Source organism: Kitasatospora sp. NPDC032757 (assembly GCF_055579305.1).
The window spans coordinates 25,469-51,377 of record NZ_JBVINN010000020.1 but is presented as its reverse complement, the minus strand read 5'-3'; the positions used below and the strand labels follow the sequence as shown (position 1 = coordinate 51,377).

General features: G+C 74.8%; 3 protein-coding genes (1 of these 3 only partly in view). All 3 read right to left on the bottom strand.

The features are described 5' to 3' along the window. Tightly spaced (each overlapping or abutting the next), the 3 genes in view from ACZ5WK_RS22165 to ACZ5WK_RS22155 form a layout consistent with a single transcriptional unit that may run on beyond the window. Window positions 1-3,387, bottom strand: partial view of an SDR family NAD(P)-dependent oxidoreductase gene (locus ACZ5WK_RS22165; protein ID WP_465549224.1) — the start only. Its footprint begins 6,183 nt before the window's first position; the window shows 3,387 of its 9,570 coding nt (coding positions 1-3,387); the start codon lies at window positions 3,385-3,387; the stop codon falls past the left edge of the window. Further along, window positions 3,380-12,031, bottom strand: coding sequence for an SDR family NAD(P)-dependent oxidoreductase (locus tag ACZ5WK_RS22160; protein ID WP_465549222.1), 8,652 nt, complete (start codon window positions 12,029-12,031; stop codon window positions 3,380-3,382). The genes ACZ5WK_RS22165 and ACZ5WK_RS22160 overlap by 8 nt, the downstream gene beginning before the upstream one ends. Then, the gene (locus tag ACZ5WK_RS22155; RefSeq protein ID WP_465549220.1) at window positions 12,028-25,908 is read right to left on the bottom strand and encodes an SDR family NAD(P)-dependent oxidoreductase; all 13,881 of its coding nucleotides are present in this window, start codon (window positions 25,906-25,908) and stop codon (window positions 12,028-12,030) included. Before ACZ5WK_RS22155 ends, ACZ5WK_RS22160 begins: the two co-directional genes overlap by 4 nt. Window position 25,909 lies beyond the last annotated feature (1 nt).

Sequence of the window (25,909 nt, the reverse complement as noted above, 5' to 3'; positions counted from 1 at the left end):
GAACAGCGGGTCGAACCGGTCGACGTCGTCCAGGAACCCGCCCCACCTGTGCGAGGTCGTACCCGGCTCGGCCGTGTCCTCGGCGGAGTGGGCGCGGTGGTCCCAGCGGTCCGCGGGCACCTCGGTGATGCTGTCCCTGCCCTCGGCCAGGTTGCGCCAGAACTCGCGGAGGTCGCGGGCCTGCGGGTAGCGGCCGCCGAGGCCGATGACGGCGATGTCGGCGCTGCGCGGTGCGACCGCCGCACGGGGCTCGGACACGACGGCGGGCGCCGGAGCCGCCGGGGCCTCGACCACGGCGGCGGGCGCCGCGGCAGGCACGGACACCGCAGCGGGCACCGCCGCGGGCGCGGGAGCCGCGGGCGTCACGCCCAGCAGCTCCGCCAGCCGCTCCCGGTGCGCGTCGACCAGGTAGCCGGTGAGCTGCTTGATGTCGCGGTACTCGAAGAAGAGCGTCTTCGGCAGGCGGCCGAAGACCGCCTCCAGCTTGGCGGTCAGGTTCATCGCCATCACCGAGTCGATGCCGTACCGCTCCAGCGGCAGGTCGGCCTCGATGCGGTGCGCGGGCACCTTGAGCGCGCCCGCCAGCAGCGAGGTCACGTACCCGACGGCCCTGTCCTCCAGGCCGTCGTCCTGCCGCTCCGGTTCCGCGACGGGGATGTCGGTGCTCACTGGTCCTGTGTCCTCACCGGCCTGCTGCATCGTCAGCGCCTGCCTGATCCGGGCCACGTCGCCTGCGGCGACGAGCACTTGGTGGTGGTTCGTCTGGAGGCTGCGGGAGAGGGCCTCGATCCCGGCCGCGCGCTCCAGCAGGGAAATCCCGAAGCGGTCGCGGAGCACCGCCTCCGTGGCGGCGTCCGGGCGCATGCCGCCGTCCGCCCAGAGCGGCCAGTCGACGGAGAGCGTGCGGCCGTGCCGCAGTCCGGCCGCGACCAGGCTCTGCCGGTACTCGGCGAAGCCGTCCATGAAGGCGTTGGCCGCCGCGTAGTCGGCCTGGCCGGCGTTGCCGGTGACGGCGGCGCCGGAGGAGAAGGCGACGAAGAAGTCGAGGTCCGCGTCCTTGGTGGCCTCGTCCAGGTTCACCAGGCCGCCGACCTTCGGCGCCAGGACGGCGCGGAACTCGCGGACGGGCTTCTTCAGGATGAAGTTGTCCTCGATCACGCCGGCGCTGTGGATGACGCCGTGGAGGTGCCCGGCGGTGCGCACGATCCGGTCCACCAGGGCCACGACGGCGTCCCGGTCGGCGACGTCGAGCCGGGCGTAGGAGACGTCCGCCCCCGAAGCCCGCAGCCGCTCCACGATCCGCCGTGTCCGCGCGCTCTCCGGCGAGCGGCCGGCGAGGACGAGCGTGGCGTCCTTCACCTGGCCGGCGATCTCCTCGGCGAAGATCTGCCCGAGGCCGCCGAGGCCGCCGGTGACCAGGTAGACGCCGCCGGCCCGCCAGGGCGGCCCGGGGCGGTCCGCCGCGGGCTCCTCGGCCCAGGTCAGCACCTCGCGCCTGCCGTCGCGGTACCGGACGGCCGTGCCGGCGGCGTGGTCCTCGGCGGTGCCGTCGCCGGTGCCGGCCGGGGTGCGGCGCTCGGCCGCGAGCAGCGCGCGCAGGGCCTCCGCTCCCGTGGCGGCGTCCACGAGGACGACCTGACCGGTGATCCGCGGGTTCTCCAGGCGGGCCGTCCGCAGCAGTGCGCCCAGCCCGGAGAGGGCCGATGCCTGTGGCCCGTCCGCCAGCAGGACCTGGACGAGCAGCTCGGACCGCGTGCCGTCGGTCAGGACCGCCTTCGTCCGATCGAACACCTGGAGCGCGTAGTCGGTGTAGCGGCCGCCGAGGCCGGCCGCCGGGGAGGTGAGCACCTCCACCTCGCAGCCGCTGTCCGCGGCGATCGCGTCCGCGAGGGCGCCCCCCTCGGCGAAGACCAGGGTGCGCCGCGCCCCCACGGTCGCCGGCGCGGGCAGCGCCCGCTCGCGCCACTGCGGGAAGGCCAGGACGCTGCCCGCCGCGGGCCCGGACGGCACAGCCCGGACGGCGAAGCCGGTCAGGCGCACCCGGACCTCTCCCGCGTCGTCGCACAGGTCGAGGTCGAAGCGGCGGACGGAGGTCTCCTGCGGGCCCGCCGCGCTCGGGCGGATCCAGACCCAGAGACCGGGCGTGAGGGCGCCGAACACCTCGACCCGGTCGACGGCGAACGGCAGCAGGGTCTGCTGCGGGGCGTCCGGGTCGGCGGCCGGCATCCCCAGGCAGGCCTGGAGTGCCGCATCCGTCAGGCCGGGGTGCAGACGGGTGGAGTCCCAGCCCGGCTGCGCGGCGGCGGGGAGCACGAGGCGGGCCAGCACCTGGTCCGCGCCGACCAGCAGGTGGTCGATGCCGCGGAACGACGGGCCGTACTCGATCCCGGCCGCCGCGAACGCCGCGTAGACCTGGTCCGCGTCGAGCCGGCGCGCGCCGCACTCGGCCCGCAGCCGTGCCAGGTCGACCCGGCCGGGCGTGCCGCCGCCGGGCACGACCGTGCCGGTGCTGTGCAGGACCTGGGCCGTGGCCGGCCCGTCCGCGTCCTCGTCCGCGGCGAAGACCTCGAACCGGACGCCCTGCGCCTCGTCGGGCCGCAGCGCGACGTGGAGCTCGCGCGGGCTCCCGCCCACCCGGAACGGGCGGGCCCAGACCACGTCGGTGAGGGCCGTACCCGCCGACGGCGTCCGCCCGCCGGCCGCGGCCGCCAGCGCCATCTCCAGGTGGGCGACGCCGGGCAGGATCCGCTCGCCGCGGATCCGGTGGTCGCCGAGGAACGCCTCCTCGCCGGTGAACGTCGAGGTGTAGCGCTGCCGCCCGAACTGGGAGGTGTCACGGTGCACCAGCGGGTGCGGCGCCGCCGGAGCGGCCGCCGCGGGGCCGGCCTGCGCGCCCGGCTGCGCCTCGACCCAGTACCGCTCCTTGGCGAAGGGGTAGGTGGGCAGCGGGATCCGGAACGGCCGGTCGGGCGCGTAGAGCAGCGGCCAGTCGACGGCGCAGCCGCCGGCCCAGGCCTGCGCGACGGCGGCGTGGTCCCCGGCCGCGATCCAGGAGCGGACGAGCGCCTTGCGGTCCTCGTCCTCCTCGTCCCAGGTCAGCTGCTCGGGGGCCCGGCCCCGGAAGAGGGCGGTGTCGCCGCCCCGCCCCAGGTGGGTCCGCAGGCCCCGCGCGACCGCGGTGGTGGAGTCGGCCACGAAGGCCAGCCGGTGGTCCATCGCCTCCCTGCCCACCTGGAGCGAGAAGGCCAGGTCGGTCAGGTCGAGCCCGGGCTCGTCCGCCAGGAAGGCGAGCAGGTTCTCCGCCGCGCTGTCCAACTGCGCCTCGGTCTTGGCCGACAGGGTGACGACGACGGCCGCCGAAGCGGTCCGCACACTGCTGTCACGCATTGCGATACTCCTCCAGCACGACGTGGGCGTTCGTTCCGCTGAATCCGAACGAGCTCACGGCAGCGCGCCTCGGCGCCCGGCCGGCCTGGGGCTCCCAGGGTTCGAGGCGGGTGTTGACACGGAAAGGGGAATGGGCGAAGTCGAAGTGCTCGTTGGGCGTCTCGAAGTTCAGCGACGGCACGAGCAGGCCGTGACGCATGCTCAGCAGCGCCTTGTGCACCCCGGCCACCCCGGCGGCCGCCGAGGTGTGCCCGATGTTGCTCTTCACCGAGCCGATCGCGCAGGAGTTGGTGGGCACGCCCCGCTCGCGGTAGACGGTGCCCAGCGCGTCGAGCTCGATCGGGTCGCCGAGCTTGGTGCCCGTGCCGTGCATCTCGACGTAGCCGATGGACGCCGCGTCGATGCCGTGCCGGTCGTAGACCGAACGGACCAGCTCCATCTGGCTGTTGGCGCTGGGTGCGGTGATGCCGTTGGTCTTGCCGTCCTGGTTGGTGCCCGAGGCCGCGACGACGCCGTAGACGTGGTCGTGATCGGCCTCGGCGTCGCCCAGGCGCTTCAGCACCAGGGCGCCGACGCCCTCGCCCGGCACGAAGCCGTCGGCGCCGTTGTCGAAGGACCGGCACTGCCCGTGCGGCGAGAGCATGCCCGCCTCGGACATCCCGACGTAGGTGTCCGGCAGCAGGTAGAGCGAGACGCCGCCGACCAGTGCGATGTCGATCTCGTGGCTCGCCAGCGCCTGCTGGGCGAGGTGCAGCGCCACCAGCGAGGAGGAGCAGGCGGTGTCGATCGCGATCGCCGGGCCCTTGAGGTTGAGGAAGTAGGCGATGCGCGAGGCGGCGATGGCGTTGCTGCTGCTCGTCGCGGCGTTGGTCTCCGCGCCGTTGCGGAACACCAGGAAGCTGTACTCGTTGCCGCTGATGCCCAGGAAGACGCCGCACTTCTTGCGGCTGAGGGACTGTGGGTCGTAGCCGGCGTCCTCGAACGCCCGGTAGGCCTCCTGGAGGAACAGCCGCTGCTGCGGGTCCAGCCCCTCCGCCTCCAGCGGCGAGATGTTGAAGAACAGCGGGTCGAAGCAGTCCGCGTCCTCCAGGTAGCCCAGCCACTTGCAGGTGGTCCTGCCCTTCTGGCCGGGGCGCGGGTCGTAGTACTGCGCGACGTCCCAGCGGGACGGCGGCACCTCGCGGACGGAGTTGCGGCCGTTGCTGAGGTTGTCCCAGTACCGGCGGAGGTTCTCCGCCCCGGGGTAGCGCCCGGACATGCCGATGACGGCGGCCCGGTCGCCGGTTCGGACGGCGGGCGGTGCGGCCTCGCGCGCGGCCGGGGCCGGGGCGGGGGCGGGGGCGGGGGCGGACACGGCGGGCGTCGACACGGCGGGCGTCGACACGGCGGGCGTCGACACGGCGGGCGCGGGGGCGACCGGGACGGCGGGGGCGACCGGGACGACCGGCGCGGGCTCCGCCGGAGCGGCGGGCGCAGCGGGCGAGACCGGAGCGGGCGCCGGGGCCGGCTGGACGGCGGCGGGCTCGGCCGGGGCCGGGATCTGCGTCTCCAGGTGGCCGGCCAGCTCGCGCAGCGTCGCGTAGTCGTACAGCCGCGTCGCCGTCAGCGACGTGCCGTACATCCGGTTGATCGTCTTCACCCACTCGACGCCGATGATGGAGTCCATGCCGAGCTCCACGAAGTTGCGGCCGGCGTCGATCTCTCCCGACTCCAGGAACAGGGCCTCGGCGAGGCTGCTCCTCAACTCGTCGATGAGGACGGACTTCGGGCGCACCGGCCGGGCCACGACGGGCACGGGCTGCGCCGCGGCCTCGGGCGCCGGCTCGGCCACGACGGGGGCGGGCTCCGCCACGGGCGCGGGCTCGGGCGCGGGCGCGGGCGCGGCCACCGGTACTGGCGCCGGCGCGGAGGCCGCCATCTCACCGTTCAGGAAGTCCGCGAACTCCCGCACCGTCGGGTAGTCGTAGAGCCGCGCGGCCGTCAGCGCGGTGCCGTACTTCTTGTTGAGGGTCTTGATCCACTCGACCCCGACGATGGAGTCCAGGCCCAGCTCGATGAAGTTGCGGTTGAGGTCGATGTCGCTCTCCGGCAGGTACAGCGCCTCCGCGAGGCCGGCCCGCAGCTCCTGCCGCAGGACGCTCGTGGACCGCACCGGCGCGGCCGGGGGCTGCACCGCAACGGCGGAGCCCGCGGCAACCGGGCTCACAGCCGCCGGACTCGCGACCGCCGGACTCGCCACCACCGGGCTCGCGACCGGCGCGGGCCGCTCGGCCGGGCGGCCCAGCTCGCCCAGCCGGACGTTGCGCGGCTTGGCGACGGGCGAGGTGGGCGCGGCCGCCTTCGCGCCCGGGCTCTGCAGCACGATCTTCGCCCGTCCGGCGATGCCCGCCTTCACAGGCGCCGCGGGTACAGCGGGTGCGGCGGGAGCAACAGGTGCAGCGGGAGCAACGGGAGCCGGCGCCACGGGAGTCAACGCCACCGCAGCCACCGGGGCCACCGGCTCCGCCGCCACGGGACGCTGCTGCGTGGCCCAGTACCGCTTGCGCGAGAACGGGTAGCCGGGCAGCGCCGTCAGGTGCGGCCGCTCGCCCGCGAAGAGCTTCTGCCAGTCCGGCGTGGCGCCCTGGCAGTAGAGGGCGCCGAGGGCGGCGAGCACGTCGCGGTGCCTGGCCGCCGGAACGCCGGCCGCCGCGAGCTCGGTGAGCAGTGCCTGTGCCTGGATGTCGAGCAGCGAGCGGTCCTTGCGGTCGCGCGGCACCTCGCCGCGGCGGACCGCCGGCAGCTCCTCGCCGCGCGCCGCCGCGTCCAGCGCGGCGAGGGCCTCGCCGGCGTCGCCGGCGACGAGCGCGCAGCGGTGGGCGAAGTGCTGCCTGCCCTCCAGCAGGGTGTACGCGGCGTCGCCGAGGCGGGTGGCGTCGAAGTCACCCGCCCGCAGGGCCTCCCGCAGCTCCCGGATCCGCTCGTCCAGCGACTCGGGGGTCTTGGCGGACAGGACGAGCAGCCGGGCCGGGGCCTCCGCGGTCGGCGCGGGGCGCACGGCGGCCCGGTGACTCTCCACGACCATGTGGACGTTGGTCCCGCTCATGCCGAACGAGCTCACCGCGCCGAGCCGGGTGCCCTCCGCGCCGGCCGGCCAGGCCTTGGCCGCCTTGTTGACGTAGAAGGGGCTTTCCTTCCAGGCGATGTAGTCGCTGTCCTGCTCGCAGTGCAGGCTGGCGGGGATGACGCCGTGGCGCAGCGACTGGACGAGGGCGATCAGGCTGACCACGCCGGAGGCGGCCAGGGTGTGGCCGACGTTGGTCTTGGTCGAGGTCAGCGCGCAGTACCCGGCCCGGCCGGTGCGCTCCTTGAAGACCTCGTTGAGCGCGTTGACCTCCACCGGGTCGCCGAGCCTGGTGCCGGTGCCGTGGGCGACGATGTGCTCGATGCGCCCGGCGTCGATCCCGTGCCGGCGGTAGACGCTGCGGTAGAGGTTGGCCTGGGCGGCGCCGTTCGGCGCGGTGATGCCGTTGGTGCGGCCGTCGTAGTTCATGCCGCTGCCGCGGATGACGGCTAGGACGTTGTCGCCGTCGGCCTCGGCCTGCGACAGGCGCTTCAGGACGACGACCGCGACGGCCTCGCCGAGCACCATGCCGTCGGCCCGCGTGTCGAACGCGTGGCAGACGCCGCTCTCGGAGAGCATGCCGGCCTTGCTCGTCTCGGCGAACACCCTGGAGGTGGTCGCCAGGTTGACCCCGGCCACCACCGCGGCGTCGCACTCGCCGCTGCGCAGGCTCGCGCACGCCTGGTGGGCGGCGGCCAGGCCCGAGGAGCAGGCGGTGTTGATGGCGAGCACGGGCCCGGAGAAGTCGAGCAGGTAGGCCAGGCGCGAGGCCATGATCGCCTCGTGCTGGGCCGTGATGCTGCCCTCGCCCTGGGTCAGGTGCAGGTAGTCGCCCTGCTCGGCGCCGACGAACATGCCGATCTGTTCGTCACGGAGCCGGCGCTCGCCGTAGCCGGCGTCCTCCAGGGCCCGCCAGGCCTCCTGGAGCAGCAGCCGCTGGCGCGGGTCCATGCTCTGCGCCTCGCGCGGCGAGATCTCGAAGAACGCGGGGTCGAACTCGGCGATGCCGGGGACGAATCCGACCCTGGTCCGCTCCGGGTCCTGGGCCTGCGGGTCGCTCCAGTCGGCGCGGCGGTCCTCGGGGACGGGCGACAGCACGTCCCGGCCCTGCTCCAGGATGCTCCAGAGCTCGTCCACCGACCGGGCGGCGGGGAAGCGGCCGCTCATGCCGATGACGGCGATCGCCTCCGGGCCGTCCTGCTCGCTGCGCCGCCGGGCCGGCGCGGGCCGGTCCGCGCGCTCGGCCTCGGGGGCCGCCGTGACCTCGGGGGCCGCGGCGGCCGGGCGCTCGGGCCGCGCCGTGTAGCGGGCCCGCAGGGCCTCCTGCTGCTCCGCCACCAGGTGCGCCACCAGCCGCTGCGGGGTGGGGTGGGAGAAGAAGACCGAGGGCAGCACCTCGAAGCCGAAGTGCCGGCTCATGGCCCCGGCGAGCTTCGCCAGGTTGACGGAGTCGAATCCGAGGTGCGAGAGGTTCTCGTCGGCATGGATCTGCTCGCGGGGTACCCGGAGCGTCTCACCGATCATCGTTTCCAGGTCCGACAGGACAAGGGCGTCGAGGTCCACGTGCTCCGATCCCGGGACAAGCGCGGTGTGCGCGGTGGTGGTGGCAGGTGCGGCCGGTGCCGCGGGTACAGCGGGTGGGGCGGGTACAGCGGGTGGGGCGGGTACAGCGGGTGTGGCGGGCCGTTCGCGGCCGGCGGGCGTCCGGTCCACGCCGAGCAGCCGCCGGACGCGGTCCGGTTCCCCGGCCAGGACGAGCTGTTGGGTCGAGCCCTGCCCCAGCAGCCGTTCGAAGAGCGCGATGCCCTCCTCCCGGTCGAGCAGGCGCAGCCCGCTGGAGGCGAGGTACAGCTCGGCGCCCTGCGCGTCGGCGAACCCCATGCCGCCGTCGCGCCACAGCGGCCAGTTGACGGCGACGGTCGCGCCGGAGAGCGACCCCTGCCGCACCAGCTGGTCGCGGTGCCGGGCGTAGGCCGTCTGGAAGCGGTTGCCGACGGCGTAGTCGCAGCTGCCGAAGTCACCGAGGACGGCCGCAGTGGACGAGAAGTAGCAGACGAAGTCGAGGGGTTCACCGGCGAGGACCTCGTCCAGGACGAGGGTGCCGTCCACCTTGGAGGCGAGCCGGTCCCGGAACTCCCGGGCGTCGCTGGTGAGCAGGCTGCCCTGCCCGGCGACGCCGGCGGCGTGGATGACGCCGTCGATCGCCCCGAAGCGCTCGTGGGCCGCGGTCACGACGGCGCGCACGGCCTCCCGGTCGGCGACGTCGGCCCGGCCGTACAGGACTTCGCCGCCGAGCGCCTCGATCCGGGCGATCAGCTGCTCCCGGCGGGCGTCGAGGGGCGAGCGGCCGGTCAGCACCAGGCGGGCGGAGCGGGTCCGGGCGAGGTGCTCGGCGAAGAGCAGGCCCAGGCCGCCCAGGCCTCCGGTGACGAGGTAGGTGCCGCGCTGCTTGAGGAGGTCCTTCCCGGCGCCGGGGGTGCTCGGCCGGACCTTGCTGACGTGGCGGACGCCGCCGCGGTACAGGGCGCTCGCCGGCTCGGCGGCGGTCAGTTCGTCCAGGAGACGGGCGAACCAGTCCCCGGGCGCCGTCCGGCCGTCGCCGTCCCGGGCACCCCGTCCACCCCCGGCGTCCTGGGCGTTCTCGACGTCCTGGGCGTTCTCGACGTCCTCCAGGACGGCGGTGAACCCGACGCCCGGAAGCACCCGGCCGAGGGAGCGCTCGAAGCCGAGCCAGGACTCCAGGTACGCCTCCTCCGTCCCGTCACGGAACTCCCCGGCCTGAAGGATCCGCCGGACCGTCAGCCCGGCCGCGGCCACGGCCCGGAGGAGGTGGACGGTGGCGGGGTAGGCGGCCGGACCGGCGCCGTCCGCCGGCGCCCACAGGTTGAGCAGGGCGTCGACCGGGCCGTACTGCGCCCCGATCTCCTCGAAGGCGCGGACGCAGTCGCCCGCCTCCCGGACGTCGACCTCGTAGGAGCGGTCGGAGGTCTTCCGGAAGGCCTCGCCCCTGGTCACGAACACCAGCGTGGTGGCGGGGTCCAGGCTGCGGGCGGCGCGCGCGAGCTCCTCCTGAGCGGCGCGGTCCGCGCAGAGGCAGACCAGGGTGCGCGGCGCCGCGGCCGGGCCTGCGGGCAGTGCCTCGGGCTCCCAGGACTCCGTGAACACCAGCGCGGACGGAGCCTGTTCCACCGGGGTGCCGGCCACCGCCGCGGCGGTGCGCGAGGTGTCGATCCAGTAGCGGTCCCGGCTGAACGGGTAGGCGGGCAGGGCGATGCGCGCCGGCGCCTCGCCGTCGTCCAGCCCGGTCCAGTCGACGGTGACGCCCCTGACCCACAGGTCCAGCAGCCTGGCGAGGTCCCGGCCGGTGAGCGCGTCGTCCAGCCGCTCGTCCGCGGCGAGCCGCGCCAGGGCCTCGGAGTCCCCGCTCGACCGGCCGCGGACCAGGCCCTCGGCCTCCTCGCCGGCGGCGAAGGCCGTGAGCCGCGCGACCAGGCCCGGCAGGGAGTCCACCACGACGCCGAGCCGCTCCCGCATGGCCTCGCGCCCCACCTGCAGCGTCCGGGCGAGCGAGGGCAGGTCGGCGTCGGAGAGGCCCTTCGCCTCGATCCAGTCGGCGAGTCGGCGCGCCTTCTCGGCCAGGCGGTCGGCGCTGCGGGCGGAGAGCACGACCAGGACGGGCGCTCCGGAACCGGCCTCTGCCGCGGCCGCGGGCTCCGCCCGGTACTCCTCGACGACCAGGTGGGCGTTGGACCCGCCGGCACCGAAGGAGGAGATGCCGGCGATCCGGGGCAGCTCCCGCTCGGCGCCGTCGACCGTCATGACGGGCCGCTGCCAGTCGGCCAGGGTCTGCTGGACGGTGAAGGGCGTGCCGTCGAAGTCGATGTGCGGGTTGAGCTCGGCGGAGTGCAGCGAGGGGGCGAGCTTGCCGTGCCGCATCTGCAGCAGGACCTTGGTCAGGCCGGAGATGCCCGCCGCGCTCTCGCAGTGCCCGATGTTGCTCTTGACCGAGCCGATCGCGCAGAACCGGTCGTCCTGGGTGTGCTGCCGGAACGCCTTGGTGAGCCCGGAGATCTCGATCGGGTCCCCGAGCGCGGTGCCGGTGCCGTGCGCCTCGATGTAGCTGACCGCGCGCGGGTCGACCCCGGCCTGCTGCCAGGCGTCGGTGATCGAGCGGGCCTGCGCCAGCGGGCTGGGGACGGCGTAGCCGTTGGTCCGCCCGCCGTGGTTGACGGCGATGCCGCGGATGACGCCGTGGATGCGGTCGCCGTCCGCGACGGCCCTGGCCAGCGGCTTGAGCAGGACGGCGCCCACGCCCTCGCCCGGCACGTAGCCGTCGCCGCCCTTGCCGAAGCTCTCGCACCGGCCCTTGCTGGACACGAACTTGCCCTGGCCGAGCATCAGGTACTTGTTGGGGTGCACCGACAGGTTGACGCCGCCGGCGAGCGCCACCTCGCACACACCGGACCGGATGCTCTGGCAGGCGAGCTGGATGGCGCTGAGCGAGGAGGAGCACATCGTGTCGACGCTCATGCTCGGGCCGCGGAAGTCGAAGTAGTAGGAGACCCGGTTGGCGACGGCCGAGGGGTTGCCGGAGAGCGCCACCGGGCGCCCGAGGGCCTGCTCCTGGGCGCCGTAGAGCTGGTACTCCTCGTACATCACGCCGACGTAGACGCCGATGTTGGGCACCGTGCCGTTCTCCGAGGGCGCGTTCAGGCCGGCCGGGGTATAGCCGGCGTCCTCGACGGTCTCGTAGGCGCACTGCAGGAAGAGCCGTTCCTGAGGGTCCATCAACTCGGCCTCGGAGGGCGAGATGTGGAAGAACAGCGGGTCGAACTCGGCGACGCCGTCGACGAACCCGCCCCACTTGCTGTACGTCTTGCCGGGCGCGTCCTTGTCCGGGTCGAAGTAGGCGCGGTGGTCCCAGCGGTCCGCCGGGATCTCGGTGACGCTGTCGCGGCCGGCGGCCAGGTTGGCCCAGAACTCGTCCAGCGTGCGGGCCTGCGGGTAGCGCCCGGAGAGGCCGATGATCGCGATGTCGAGCCCCCGCGACGCGTCCGGCCGGGCCGGAGGCGCCGGCTCGGACGTCCGGGCCGGCTCGGGTCGGCCGGCCGGCGCGGGTGCCTCGAACCGCGTCGCCCACCGGCTCGACGCCAGGGGCTTGCGCGGCACGGCACCGCCCGGCACCGCCTTGGCCTGCGCGGCACCGCCCGGCACGGCCTTGCGCGGCCGGCCGGTCGCGGCGGGCGTCTCCTCCTCGGCACCGCCGAGGAGGCGCAGCAGCGCCGGCCGGTGGGTGGCGAGGAGGTGCCGAGCCAGCCCGTGGAGGTCGCGGAACTCGAAGAAGAGGGTCTTCGGCAGCGACCCGAGGACGGCTTCGAGCTCTGCCGTCATGGTCATCGCCATGACCGAGTCGATGCCGAAGCTCTCGAACGCCCGGTGGGCGTCGACCCGGCCGACCGGCACCTTGGTGGCCTGGGAGAGCAGGCCCTTGAGGTACGCGGTCGCCTTCGCTTCGAGCTCGTCGTTGTCGTTGTGCGTCACGGATTCGTCCCGACGGCAGAGGTGACAGGGAGGGTCTGGTGCGAGGCAGGCGAGGCAGGTGTTCCAGGTGGTCCGGACGGGTCGGCCGCGGTGACCATCACCTGGCTGTGCGGGGAGTTGAGGATGCGGTGGAACGCCGTGACCCCTTCGGCCGTCCCCAGCGGGACGACGCCGTGGCGCGAGCGCAGCAGGGCCTCCGTCTCCGGCGTGACGTGCATGCCGCCGTCGGCCCAGAGCGGCCAGTTGACGGACTGGCTGTGCCCGGCGCGCTCGCCGCGGGCGACGAGCTCCTGCCGGTACCAGGCGTAGGCGTCGAGGAAGGCGTTGGCCGCCGCGTAGTCGACCTGGCCGACGTTCCCGGTGGCACCGGAGACGGACGAGAAGGTCACGAAGAAGTCGAGCGGGAGGGCGCGGGTCGCGGCGTCGAGGTTCACCACGCCCGACACCTTGGGTGCCAGGACGTCGCGCAACTCCCCCGCCTGCTTGCGCAGGATGAAGCCGTCGTGCGTCACGCCGGCGCCGTGGATCACGCCGTCGATCCGGCCGCACCGCTCCAGCGTCCGCGCGACCAGCGCGTCGGCGTCGGCGCGGCTCGCCGTGTCGGCCTGCTCGTAGTACGCGGCGCGGGCGCCGAGGGCCACCAGCTCGTCGAGCGTGCGGCGCTTTTCCCGGTCGGACGGGGAGCGCCCGGTCAGGACCAGGGTGGCGTTCCCGGTCTGCGCGGCGATCTCCCGGGCGAACACGAGGCCGAGCGCCCCCATGCCGCCGGTGACCAGGTACACCCCGTCCTCCTTCCAGGGGAGCGGAGTGGCGGACGCCGTGGCGTCCTCGGCCCAGACCTGCACCTCGCGCCGGCCGTCGCGGTAGCGCACGAGGGTGTCCTCCGGGTGGGCGCGGTTCTCCAGGATCCGTCCGACGGCCGTCGCCGGGGTGTCGGCCGGGTCGAGGAGAAGCAGCTGGCCGGTGACGTTCGGGTTCTCCAGCCCGGCCGTACGGAACATCGCGGCGAGGCCGGAGAACGGGAGTGCGTCCGGGCCGCCGGCGAACGCCAGCTGGAGGTGGGCCTTGCCGGCCGTACCGCGCACCTCGGACTTCAGCCGCTCCAGCAGCTGCACCGCGTAGCCGGCGTACCGGCCGTCGAGGGTCCCGCCCTCGGGGGTCAGGACGACGACCTCGCTGTCGTCGCTGCCGCGGAGCAGCTCCGCCGCCTCGGGCAGTCCGGCCAGGAGCACCGTCCGCCGCGCGCCGTCCACGGTGGAGGGCCCGTCCTGCGCGGGCCTCGCCTGCCACGACGGGTAGGAGAGTGCCGCTGCGCCGGGGATCCCCGCGGGATCGACCGGAATATGAGGCAACGTCACTTGAGGAGACGTTACATGATCACCAGTCGACTCCGGGATGGAAATCGGATCATGATTTTTCGTCAGATCCAGCGTGCGGAACGACAGCCCGCCGATGCGTACACGGACGCATCCGTGCTGGTCGGCCAAGTCCACGTCGAGCTTGCGGGTGGCCGCGTCGCCGCCCTGGTCCGCGCTCGGACGCACCCACGCCCACATCGCGTCCGTGCAGGCGTCGAGGACGAGGACGTCGTCCACGGCGAACGGCACGGCGAGGCCGGAGCCGTCCGCCGCCGCCCCCTCGGCGCCCGGCCGGCCGAGGACGCCGACACAGGCCTGGAGCGCCGCGTCGAGCAGGCTCGGGTGCAGGGTGAAGTCGCCCTCGGTGCCCCGGAGGACGTCCGGCAGCGCGAGCTCGGCCAGCGCCTGCTCCGGCCCGGTCCGGATGTGCCGGACGCCCCGGTGCGCGGGCCCGTAGGCGATGCCGGCCGCCCGGTAGAGCTCGTAGCACTCGTCGGCGGAGAGCCCGGGGAGGTCGCAGGCCTCCCGCAGGGCCTCCAGGTCGAGCACGGTCTCCTCGACGCCCTCCACGAAGTAGAGGGCCCCCTCGCTGTGCACGACGGGCTCCGCCCCCTCCGGGGAGCTGTAGGCCCGGAACCGGATGTCGCCGTCGGCCTCGGGGTGGAGGCCGACGTGCAGCTCCTGCGGCCGGTCGCCGACCCGCAGCGGCTGCGCCAGCACGATGTTGCGCAGCGCCACCGGCGCGGACGGCCCGACGGCCGTACGGCAGGTGAGGCAGGCGGCGGCGACCGCCATCTCCAGGAACGCCGTGCCGGGCATCGTCCGTGAGCCCTGCACGACGTGGTCGCGCAGGAAGAACTCCTGGCCACTGAAGACCGAACTGAACCGCTGCTCCGCGAAGTCCGAGGTGTTGGCCTGCACCAGCGGGTGCAGCCGGTCCGGGGCCTGCGGGGCCCGCGCCACGACGGGCGCGCCGTCGAACGGGAAGCAGCGCTCGCGGGCGAACGGGTAGGTCGGCAGCGCGATCCGCCGGGGGGCGCCGGCGCCGTGCAGCAGCCGCCAGTCCAGCGGCACGCCGTTGGCCCACAGTTCGAGCAGTTTCTCGTACTTCCCCTTGGCGGCCCAGGCCGCGATCATCGCGTCGAGGTCGGTGTCGGGGACGAACAGCGAGAGCACGCCGCCGTCGCGGGTGGCGGTGCTCCGGACGACCTCCTCGCCGCCGGCGCCGCCGTCGAGGAAGTCCCGCAGCTTCGCCACCAGGTCGGGCACCGACGTGGCGAGGACGCCGAGGCGCTCCTCCATCGCCTCGCGGCCGACCTGCAGGGTGTGGGCGACGTCCGCGAGGGCGAGCCCCGTGTGCTCCGGGCGCTCCAGCCAGTCCAGCAGGTTGCGGGCCTGCGCCCGCAGCTGCTCCGGCGTCCGCGCCGAGAGCGGGACGATGGCGGGCTGCTCGTCGCCGGCCGGGGCCGGCTCCGCCGTCTCGGGCAGGTACTCGGCGATGACGATGTGGGCGTTGGAGCCCCCGGCTCCGAAGGACGAGACGCCGGCGACCCGCGGGGCCGCGGTGCCCGTGCCGTCGGCCGGCCCGGGGCTCGGCCAGTCGGCCAGCTCCCGCTGCACGACGAACGGCGTCTGCGCGAAGTCGATGTGCGGGTTGAGCGTCGTCGCGTGCAGCGAGGGGGCGAGCTTGCCGTGCTGGAGCTGGAGCAGGACCTTGGTGATCCCGGCGATGCCGGCCGCGCTCTCCGCGTGCCCGATGTTGCTCTTCACCGAGCCGATCGCGCAGAACTGCCGGTCGTCGGTGTGCTCGCCGAACGCCTTCGCCAGCCCGGCGATCTCGATCGGGTCGCCCAGGGCCGTCCCCGTGCCGTGCGCCTCGATGTAGCCGACGGCGCGCGCGTCCACGCCCGCCGTCGCCAGGGCCCGGCCGACGACGTCGGACTGGGCCTGCGGGTTCGGTACCGAGTAGCCGTTGGTCTTGCCGCCGTGGTTGACGGCCGTGCCCTTGATGACGCCGTAGATCCGGTCGCCGTCCGCGACGGCCTTCGCCAGCGGCTTGAGCAGGACGGCGCCCACACCCTCGCCCGGCACGTATCCGTCGCCGCCCGCTCCGAAGCTCTCGCAGCGGCCGTTGGTCGACGCGAACCTGCCCTGGCTGAGCAGCAGGTACTTGTTCGGGTGCAGCGAGAGGTTCACCCCGCCGGCGACCGCCACCTCGCAGTCGCCCCACTTCAGGCTCTGGCAGGCCAGGTGGACGGCCGACAGCGACGACGAGCACATCGAGTCGACGCTCATGCTCGGGCCCCGGAGGTCGAAGTAGTACGACACCCGGTTCGCGATGGACGCGGGGTTGCCGGCCACCGCCAGCGGCGTGCCGCCGAGCTGCGCCTGGGCGCCGAGGAGCTGGTACTCCTCGTACATGACGCCGACGAAGACGCCCACCCGGCCGTCGAGCACATTGCCCGTCCGGCCCTTCGCCGACGCCCGGGTGTAGCCGGCGTCCTCCAGGGTGTCGTGGACGCACTGGAGGAAGAGCCGCTCCTGCGGGTCCATGATCTCCGCCTCGCGGGGGGAGACGTTGAAGAACATCGGGTCGAAGTCGTAGGCGCCGTCGAGGAACCCGCCCCACTTGCTGTACGTCCTGCCGGGGGTGCCCGGGGCGGGGTCGAACACGGCGCCGACGTCCCAGCGGTCGGCCGGCACCTCGGTGACGCAGTCCCTGCCGGCGGCGAGGTTCTGCCAGAACTCCCGGACGTCGGCGGCCTGCGGGTAGCGCCCGGCCAGGCCGATGATCGCGACGTCGCCGCTGCCGGCGGCGGCGTCCCCGGCCGGGGCGGCCCCGGCCCGGGCCGGGGCCAGGGTGCGCCAGGTGCGCCCGGGCGCGGACGCCGTCCGCTCCGGGGCGGCCGGGGAGGGCTGCGGGCGGGTGCCCGTGGTGGGCAGCAGCTCGCGCATCCGGTCCGGCTCGGTCTCCAGGAAGTGCCGTGTGAGCGCCGCGATGGTCCGGTGCTCGAAGAACAGCGTCTTCGGCAGCGAGCCGAAGACCGTCTCCAGGGTCCGCGTCATGTCCATCGTCATCACGGAGTCGACGCCGTAGTCCTCCAGCGGCGCCTCCGCGTCGATCTTGGCGGCGGGCAGGTCGATGACCGAGGCCAGGAGCTTCCTGAAGTACGCCGTGGCCTTCCGGGCGGTGTCCTCGTCCGGGCCGGTCCCGCCCGCGGCCTTCTCCGGTGCCGCCGGACGGCTCGCGACCGGGGCCGGGGCCACGACCGGGGCCGGGGCCGGGGCGGCGGCGGCCCGGTCGGCGAGGAGGCCGGCGAGCAGGGTCTCCCGCAGCCGGGGCCGGTCGCCCTCCAGCACCAGCACCTGGCTGTGCGGCGAGGCCAGCGCCCGGTGGAGGGCACGGACGCCGGTCTCCGTGCGCAGCGGGACGAGGCCGAACCGCTCGCGCAGCGACTGCTCGGTGCCCGCGTCGACGTGCATGCCGCCGTCGGCCCACAGGGGCCAGCCGAGCGACACCGTCCGCCCCTGCCGCTCCCCCGCCGCCACGAGGGCGTTGCGGTGGTGCGCGTAGGCGTCCATGAAGGCGTTGGCGGCCGCGTAGTCGCACTGGCCGACGTTGCCGAGGGCCCCGGCGACGGAGGAGAACGCGACCAGGAAGTCGAGTCCGTCCTCGCGGGTGGCCTCGTCCAGGTTGACCAGCCCGGCGACCTTCGGTGCCAGGACGCGGGCGAAGTCGTCCGCGTCCTTGCGCAGGATGAACGCGTCCTTGATGAACCCCGCGCTGTGCAGGATGCCGTCGATCCGGCCGTGCGCCTCACGGACCCTGCGGACGAGCGCCTCGGCGTCGTCCCGCACGGCGACGTCGGCCCGCTCGTAGGCCGCGTGGGCGCCGAGCCGCGTCAGCTCCGCGAGGAGCGCGTCCTTCTGCCCGTCGCGCGGCGCCCGGCCGGCGAGGACGATCCGGGGCTCGCGCACCCGGGCGGCGATGTCCCGGGCGAAGACGGCGCCCAGCCCGCCGGCGCCACCCGTGACCAGGTAGACGCCGCCGTCCTTCCAGGCCGGCTCGGCCGCGGGGCCGTCCTCCTCCTCGCGCCACCGCAGCACCTCGCGCGTGCCGCCGTGGTGGCGGACGGCGGTGTCGGACAGCGCGGCGCGGTCGGCGGCGACGTGGGCCGCCGCCTGCTCCGGGCCGTCCTGCGGGTCGACCAGGACGAGCTGGCCGAGCACCTTCGGGTTCTCCAGCCGGGCCGACCTGAGCACGGCGGCCAGCCCCGCCCACAGGGACGGCTCGTGGGCCGCCGAGGCGACCAGCTGGACGGGGACGCTCCGCTGCCCGCGCTCGCCCAGCACCTCCTTGACGGCGGCGAGGACGGTCAGCGCGTCCTCGGTGTAGCGGGCGTCGACGCCCGGCGCCGCGGAGTCCAGGCGCACGACGCGGGCCGTGCCCTGCGACTCCAGCGCCGCCGCGACCTCGGGCAGCCCGGCGACCAGCACCAGGCCGGCCTCGGTCGGCCCGGTACGCTCCGCGCGCTCCGCGGGGACCCAGCACGGCGCGGCCAGCAGCTCGCCGACGGCCGGCTGCCCGCCGGCGGGCGGCTCACCGGTGGCCTGCGCCGTGTAGGCGCGCAGGGAGACGCCCTTGAGCCGGACGCACACCCGCCCCTCGTCGTCGCAGAGGTCGATGTCGAGCCGGCGGACGGCGTCGCCCGCCCGGCCGCCGCCCTCGCGCACCCAGGCCCACATCGTGGGGGTGCACGGGCCGCCGGCCTCCACCTCGTCCACCGCGAAGGGCAGCAGGAGCGGCCCGCCCTCGCCGGCCGGGGGCAGCAGGCCCGCACAGGCCTGGAGGGCGGAGTCCAGCAGGGCCGGGTGCAGGCCGTAGCTGTCCAGCGTCCCCCGCACCGCGGCGGGCAGGACGAGCCGGGCGAGCACCTGGCCGTCGCCGGTCCAGAGGCGGTCCAGCCCGCGGTGGCCGGGGCCGTAGGCGATGCCCCGGGCGCGGAACGCCTCGTAGGCCTCGTCCGCGTCCAACTCGGCGCCCCGGCAGGCGGCCTGCAGCTGCGGCAGGTCGAGGACGGTGGCGGCGGCCGGGCCGGCCTCCGGGGCCACCCGGACGAGGCCCTCGCTGTGGATCACCGGCTGCGCCGCCGGAGCGTCCTCGTCGCCGGTGCTGTAGATCTCGAAGCCGACCTCGTCCCGGCCCTTCGGCAGCAGGCGGACCTGGACGGTCCGGGCCCGTCCCTCCACCGTGACGGGCCGCGACCAGACGACGTTGCGGATCCGCAGGGAGCCGTGCGGCTCGTCCAGCGAGGCCGCCACCGCGGCCCGCGCCAGCTCCAGGCAGGCCGCGCCGGAGAGCACGCGCTCGCCCTGGACCTGGTGGTCCTTCAGGAAGAACTCCTCACCCGTGAAGACCGAGGTGAAGCGCTGCTCGTTCAGGCTGGAGGTGTTGGCGTGGAGCAGGGGGTGGAGCCGCCCGGCGCCGGTGGCCGGCTGCCGGTCGGCGCCGGGCCCCGGGGAGAGCCAGTAGCGCTCGCCCTGGAAGGGGTAGGTCGGCATCGGCACCCGGCGGGCGGTGCCGTCCTGCAGCTTCGCCCAGTCGACCACCAGGCCGGTGACCCAGAGCTCCAGCAGCCTGCCGTACTCGCGCTCGGCGATCGAGGCGTCCAGCGCCCGGGCCAGGTCCTCGTCGGCGGCGAAGACGGCGAGTGCGCCCTGCCGGCGCTCGACCCGCCCCCGGTGGAGCCCGGCGACGCCCGCCTCGCCGGCGAGGAACGCCCGCAGCTTGGCGGCGAGTTCGCCGGTCGTACCCGCGACGAGGCCGAGCCGCTCCTCGTACGCCTCCCGGCCGGCCTGGAGGGTGTGGGCGAGGTCGGCGAGCGCGACGCCGGCGCCCTCCTCCTCGGTCGTCCAGCGCAGCAGCTGCTCCGCCTGGGCCCGCAGACCGTCCTCCGTCCGCGCGGAGAGCACCACGGCGGCGGGCCGGCCGGCGGCGGGCGCGGCGGCCTCGGCGGCCCGCGCCGGGACGTACTCCTCGACGATGACGTGCGCGTTGGAGCCGCCCGCGCCGAAGGACGAGATGCCGGCGATCCGCGGCGTCTCGGTGCCGTCGGCGGCGACCGGGCGCTGCCACGGCGACAGCTCGCGCTGCACGTAGAACGGGCTGTTCGCGAAGTCGATGTGCGGGTTGAGCACCTCGGAGTGGAGCGAGGGCGCCAGCTTGCCGTGCTTCAGCTGCAGCAGCACCTTGGTCAGCGCCGAGATGCCGGCCGCGCTCTCGGCGTGCCCGATGTTGCTCTTCACCGAGCCGATCGCGCAGAACTGCCGGTCGTCCGAGTACTCCCGGAACGCCTTCGTCAGGCCCGCCACCTCGATCGGGTCGCCGAGCGACGTCCCGGTGCCGTGCGCCTCGACGTAGCTCACCGAGCGCGCGTCGACGCCCGCCTCGCGCAGCGCGTGGCCGATCACGTTGTGCTGCGCACGGGGGTTGGGGACGGAGTACCCGTTGGTGCGGCCGCCGTGGTTGAGGGCCGTCCCCCGGATGACGCCGTGGATGGTGTCGCCGTCCGCGATCGCCCGGTCCAGCGGCTTCAGCAGCACCGCGCCGACGCCCTCACCGGGCACGTAGCCGTCGCCGCCCTCGCCGAAGCTCTCGCAGAGCCCCTTGCTGGACGCGTACTTGCCGTTCCCGAGCATCAGGTACTTGTTCGGGTGGAGCGACAGGTTGACGCCGCCGGCGACGGCGAGCTCGCAGCCGCCGGTCCGCAGGCTCTGGCAGGCCAGGTGCAGGGCGGTCAGCGAGGACGAGCACATGGTGTCGACGGCCAGGCTCGGGCCGTGCAGGTCGAAGACGTAGGAGATCCGGTTGGCGATGGACGAGGCGCTGCCGGACAGCGTGACGTTGCGTCCCTTCGCCTGCTCCTGGGCGCCGTAGAGCTGGTACTCCTCGTACATCACGCCGACGAAGACACCGACGTTCCCGGCGAGCCCGCGGTCGCCGTAGCGGCTCAGCGTCTCGCGGGTGTGGCCGGCGTCCTCCAGCGTCTCGTGCACGCACTCCAGGAACAGCCGCTCCTGGGGGTCCATGAACGCGGCCTCGCGCGGCGAGATGTTGAAGAACAGCGGGTCGAAGTGGTCCGCCCGGTCCAGGAAGCCGCCCCACTTGGTGTAGGTGCGGCCCGGCACGTTGCCGTCCGGGTCGAAGTAGGCGCTGTGGTCCCAGCGGTCGGCCGGGATCTCGGTGATGCAGTCCCGGCCCTCGGCCAGGTTGCGCCAGAACTCCCGGACGTTGCGGGCCTGCGGGTAGCGCCCGGCCAGCCCGATGACGGCGATCTCCGGGCCCCCGGAGGCCGCTTCGGTACGGCGGGCCGCGCCGCGCCGTGCGCTCCGCCCGCGGCGGCCGGCGGTGCGGGCCGGGGCGACGGCCGCAGCGACGGCCGCACCGGCGGTGGCGGGGATCGCGGCGGGGGTGGTGGCGGGCTCCGGGTCGTCCGTGCCCAGGAGCGCGGCCAGCCGCTCCCCGTGGGCGTCGAGGAAGTACTCGGTCAGCGCCCGGATGCTCTGGTACTCGAAGAACAGGGTCTTGGGCAGCGAGCCGAAGACCTGCTCCAGCTTGTTGGTCAGGTTCATCGTCATGATGGAGTCGATGCCGTAGTGCTCCAGGGCATCGTTCACATCGATCCGGTCGGCCGGCAGGCGCAGCTGGGAGGCCAGCAGGCCGACCAGGTAACGTCCGGCCCGCTCCGCCTGCGTGGTGGCGGGCTGCGGCGGCTCGGTGTCCCGCGCCGGCTCGGGCCCGGTGCGCTCCACCGGTGCGGGGGCGGCGTCCCGGGCCGCGTCCGGGGCCGCGTCCGCGTCGTAGGCCCGGGAGGTGAACCCCCGCAGCCGGCAGCGGACGGCGCCGGCGTCGTCGAGGAGGTCGATGTCCAGCTTGCGGACCCCGAGGGCCGGCCGGTCGTCCGCGCTGTACCGCACCCACGCCCACAGCTCCGGGGCGAGCGGCCCGAAGACCTCCAACTCGTCCAGGGCGAAGGGGAGGTGGAGCACCGTGCCGTCGGCCCGGCCGAACAGGCCGACGGAGGCCTGGAAGGCGGAGTCCAGCAGGCCCGGGTGCAGCACGAACGCGTCGAGCGCCTCCCGCGCCACGGCGGGCAGCACCAGGCGCGCCAGCGCCTGGCCGTCGCCGATCGCGATGCTCTCGACGCCGCGGTGCGCCGGCCCGTAGTCGAGGCCCATGGCCCGGTACGTCCGGTAGCACTCCTCGGCGTCCAGCCGCGCGGTGGAGCAGGCGGCCAGCAGCGCGGCCACGTCCACCGGAGCGGCCGGTGCGGCCGCGACGGGGACGGCCACGCCCTGGCTGTGCACGACGGGCTCGGCCCCGGCGTCGCCGTCCGGCAGGCTCGCGATCTCGAAGGCGACCTCCCCGCCCTCCTCGACCGCCAGTGTGGTCCGCACGTGCACGGGCTGCCCGTCCACCGTGACGGGGCGGGCCCACACCACGTTGCGCAGCGTCACGCCCTGCGGGCGGGCGTCGAGCGAGGCCTCCACGGCCGCCCGCGCCATCTCCAGGTACGCGGCGCCGGGCAGGACCTTGCGGCCGCGGACGACGTGGTCGGTCAGGAAGAACTCCTCGCCCGAGAACACCGAGCCGAAGCGCTGGGCGTCCAGGCTGGAGGTGTTGGCGTGGACGAGCGGGTGGAGCCGGACGGCGCCGGGGACGGCAGTGGCCCGGCCGGTCGTGAGGTCGCCCACCCAGTAGCGCTCGCGGGCGAAGGGGTAGCCCGGCAGCGGGAGCATCCGGGGGCGCCGCCCGCGGTGGAGGCGGCTCCAGTCGACGGCCAGGCCCTTGACCCAGAGGTCGAGCAGCTTGTCGAACTTGCCCTTCTCGATCCACGCGTCGACGGTCGACGCCATGTCGGTGTCGGTGGCGAAGACGGCCAGGGTGTCCCGGTGGTCCTTGACGTTGCCCAGGTGGAGGTCCTCGACGGTGTCGTCGCCCGCGACGAACGCGGTGAGCTTGGCGGTGAGTTCGACGGCCGAGGTGACGGGCAGCGCGAGCCGCGTCTCCATCGCCTCGCGGCCGGACTGCAGGGTGTGGGCGACGGCGTCGAGGTCCGGGCCGGCCTCGCCCTGGCGGGCGATCCAGTCCAGCAGGGCCTGCGCCCGTTCGCGCAGCCGCTCGCCGTCCTTGGCCGAGAGCACGATCAGCCGCGGGGTGCTCGCGTCCGCGGTGGCGCCGGCGGTGCCGGCGCGGCGGTACTCCTCCACGACGACGTGCGCGTTGGAGCCGCCCGCGCCGAAGGAGGAGACGCCGGCGATCCGGGCCCGCTCCGCCGTGCCGTCGCCGCCGGCGGGGCGCTGCCAGTCGGCGGGCTCCTGCTGGAGCCGGAAGGGCGTCCGGGTGAAGTCGATGTTGGGGTTGGGCTCCTGCGCGTGCAGGCTGGGGGCGAGCCGGCCGTGCCGCATCTGCAGGACGATCTTCAGCAGCCCGGCGATGCCGGCCGCGGCCTCCAGGTGGCCGATGTTGCTCTTGGCCGAGCCGACGGCGCAGTACTGCCGGGCGTCGGTGTCCTTCGCGAACGCCCGGGTGAGCCCGTCGAGTTCGATCGGGTCGCCGAGCTCCGTCCCGGTGCCGTGCGCCTCCACGTAGCTGACGTCGCCGGCCGGGACCCCGGCGCGGTCCAGCGCCTCGCGCACCACCTCGGCCTGCGCGCCCGGGTTGGGCACGGTGTAGCCGTTGGTCCGGCCGCCGTGGTTGATGCTGCTGCCGCGCAGCACGGCGTGGATGACGTCACCGTCCCGCTCGGCGTCCGCCAGCCGCTTGAGCAGCACCACGGCCGCGCCCTCGCCGGGCACGAAGCCGTTGCCGCCGGCGCCGAAGCTGCGGCACTTCCCGTCGTGCGACAGCATCCGCTTGCCGGACATCAGGGTGTAGTTCGACGGGTGCAGGTAGAGGTTGACCCCGCCCGCGAGCGCCAGGTCGCACTCGCCGCGCCGCAGGTGCTCCATCGCCTCGTGGACGGCGCTCAGCGAGGACGAGCACATGGTGTCGACGGGCAGGCTCGGGCCCCGGAGGTCGAGCAGGTAGGAGACGCGGTTGGCGACGGAGGCGAACGAGGTCAGCGGGTGGAGGTTCTCGTTCTGCTCCCGGAGCGCGGGCCCGTAGAGGTCGAACCCGGTCTTGGAGACGCCGGCGAAGACGCCGACCCGCCCGCGGTGCGCGTCGGCCAGGCGACGGCGGGTGTAGCCGGCGTCCTCCAGCGCGTTCCAGGACTCCTGGAGGAACAGGCGCTCCTGCGGGTCCGTGTTCATGGCTTCCTGCGGCGAGATGCCGAAGAAGAGCGGGTCGAAGTCGGCGAAGCCGTCGAGGAAGCCGCCCCACTTGCTGTAGCTGCGGCCGAGCGCGACCGCCTCGTCGCGGTCGGGGTGGTAGAAGCCCTCCAGCCCCCAGCGGTCGGCGGGGATCTCCGTGACGCAGTCCCGCCCGGCGGCGAGGTTCTGCCAGTACTCGTCCAGGTTCGCCGCCTGCGGGAAGCGGCCGCTCATGCCGACGATCGCGATGGCGTCGGCGGACGGGGCCTCGGGCGCGGGGGCGGGCTGCGCGACAGCGACGGGCTCTGCGGCGACGGCCGGAGCCGCGACCGGGGCCGCGGCGGGCTTTGCGGCGGCGGGCTTTGCGGCGGCGGGCTCTGCGGCCGCGGCCGGCTTTGCGGCGGCCGCCGGTGCGGCGAGCCCGGTCCAGGTGAGGCACGTCCCCCGGTGCTCGCGGAGGAAGTAGTCCGCGAGGGCGTCCAGCGAGTTGAACTCGTAGAGGACCGTCTTCGGGAGCCCCGCGAAGGTCTCGGCGAACTTCCGGTTGAGCCGGGTGACGACGATGGAGTCGATCCCGTAGCTCTCCAGCGGGGCCTCGGCGTCGATCTTCGCCGCTGGGAGGCCGATCACGCCGCCGAGCACCTGCCGGAGCCGCTGCACGACCTTGTCGCGCAGCGCCCCCTCGTCGACGGCCGCGACGGTCACCGGTGCGGCCGTGGGCACGCCTGCGGGTTCGGCGGCGACCGGGGCGGGGCCGGCCGCCGGCGAGGCCGTCGGCTGCCCCAGCAGGGCCCCGCGGATGCGCGCCCCGTCACCCTCGACCGCCATCACCTGGTGGTGCGTCAGGGAGAGGCTCTCGTGCAGGACCAGCACGCCGGACTCGGTCCGCAGCGGATGCATGCCGACCTGCTCCAGCAGGGCGCGCTCCGTCTCCGCGTCCGGCGCCATGCCGCCCTCGGCCCACAGCGGCCAGTTGAGCGAGACGCTGCGGCCCGAGCGCAGGCCCTCGGCGACCAGCCCGGCGCGGTGCCCGGCGAAGGCGTCCAGGAAGGCGTTGGCGGCCGCGTAGTCGGCCTGGCCGACGTTGCCGGTGACGGCGGCCGCGGAGGAGAACAGGGCGAAGAAGTCCAGCGCGTCGCCCTGGCTGGCCGCGTCGAGGTTGACCGTCCCGGCCACCTTCGGGGCGAGAACGGCGCGCAGGTCGTCCTCGCTCTTGCGGAGGACGAAGCCGTCCCGCAGGACGCCGGCACTGTGGATGATGCCGTTGATCGCGCCGTGCTCCTGCCGCACCCCGGCCAGGAACGCCTCCACGCCCGCGGCGTCGGCGGCGTCGAGCGGGGTGTAGTGCACCTGTGCCCGCGGGCGCCGCAGCGACTCCAGCAGCTGCCGCCGGCCCGCGTCGAGCGGGGAGCGGCCGGTGAGGTGGACGGTGGCACTGCGGACGGAACGCAGGACGTCCCGGGCGAAGATCAGCCCGAGGCCGCCGAGGCCGCCGGTGATGACGTAGGTGCCGCCCTCCTTCCAGGGCAGCGCGGGCCGCTCCGGGGCCGGCAGCTCCTGCCAGGCCAGGACGGAGCGGCCGCCGCCGTGCAGCCGCACGGCGCGCTCGTCCGGGCGGTCCCGGACGGCGAGGAGCTGCGCGGCGGTGGCGGCGGCCGGCGCGGCGGCGTCGACCAGGACGAGCTGGGGCACGAGCCGGGGGTTCTCCAGGGCCGCGCTCTTCAGCAGGCCCAGCAGGCCGGCGCCGAGGGCGTCCTCGCCGTTCCACGGACAGACGAGCTGCACCAGCGTCCGGGGCAGCGAGGGGAGGGCGAGGAGCCGGCGGAGGGCGTCGAGCGCCTGGCCCGCGAGGTCGGTGTAACGCTCCGCGACGCCGGTGGCGGGGCTCTCCAGGAGGCGCACCACGGCGGTGGTGTCCGACTCCTCCAGGGCCGTTGCCAGGCCGCGCGGGCCGGCGAGCAGCACGAGGTGGCCGGGCTCGCGCCCGGTCGCCGGGGTGCCGTCCGCCGGCTGCCAGACCGGGTGGAACCGGACCAGCTCCGGGCCGGACTGCTCCGGGCCGGCCTGCTCCCGGACCGGCTGCTCCTGGGCCGCCTGCTCCTGGCCGGCCTCCTCCTGGCGGCGCCTCAGGAACTCCTTGACGTACTCCTTGGAGACGCGCTCGGCCTTGAGATCCAGCAGCAGCTGCTCGAGTTGCCTGTCCATG